The sequence below is a fragment of the Collinsella sp. SGI.095 genome (assembly GCF_050314535.1).
Classification (GTDB): domain Bacteria; phylum Actinomycetota; class Coriobacteriia; order Coriobacteriales; family Coriobacteriaceae; genus Collinsella.
On sequence record NZ_JBNPNG010000062.1, the window covers coordinates 1 to 557 of the forward strand.

At 70.0% G+C, this 557-nt stretch carries 1 protein-coding gene; it reads left to right on the plus strand.

Annotated elements, in window-relative coordinates; genetic code table 11:
* Positions 1-19: 19 nt before the first annotated feature.
* Positions 20-557: IS110 family transposase (locus ACQRCA_RS08470; RefSeq protein ID WP_427719897.1), on the plus strand; the 538-nt coding region annotated here is incomplete at its 3' end.

Here is a 557-nt window from a genome sequence, read left to right on the forward strand (position 1 = left end):
ACGAGGTTGGGAGGCTCCCATGCCAAAGTATTCTACCGCGTTCGGGATGGACGTCCACCTGAGGTCGACCACCGTCTGCGCCCTCGACGCGGACACCGGCGAGGCCGTGACGAGGAGGTTCCCCGGCAACCCCTGGGGCGAGATCGCCGGGTGGATGGATGGGTTCCCCGGGCCGTCGCTCGCGGCCTACGAGAGCGGCTACCTCGGCTTCGCCCCGCAAAGGGAGCTCGCCGGGCTCGGCGTCGAGTGCGTCGTCGCCGCGGTCTCGAAGATCCCCAGGTCGGCCGCCGACTCGGCCTCCAAGAACGACAGGAACGACGCCGCCAGGATGGCCAAGGCGATACTCGCCCACGACATCTCCCCCGTATGGGTCCCCTCCCCCGAGGTCGAAGGCATCAGGGACCTCGCCGGCGCCTACGACGGGGCGACCGCGCGCCTGGCGACCGCCAAGCAGCGGCTGCTCGCCTTCCTCGCAAAGCGGGGGTTCGTCTACGGCGGCACCACGCCCGCCGGCAACCCGAGGAAGTACTGGACCTACGACTTCCTGAGGTGGCTCG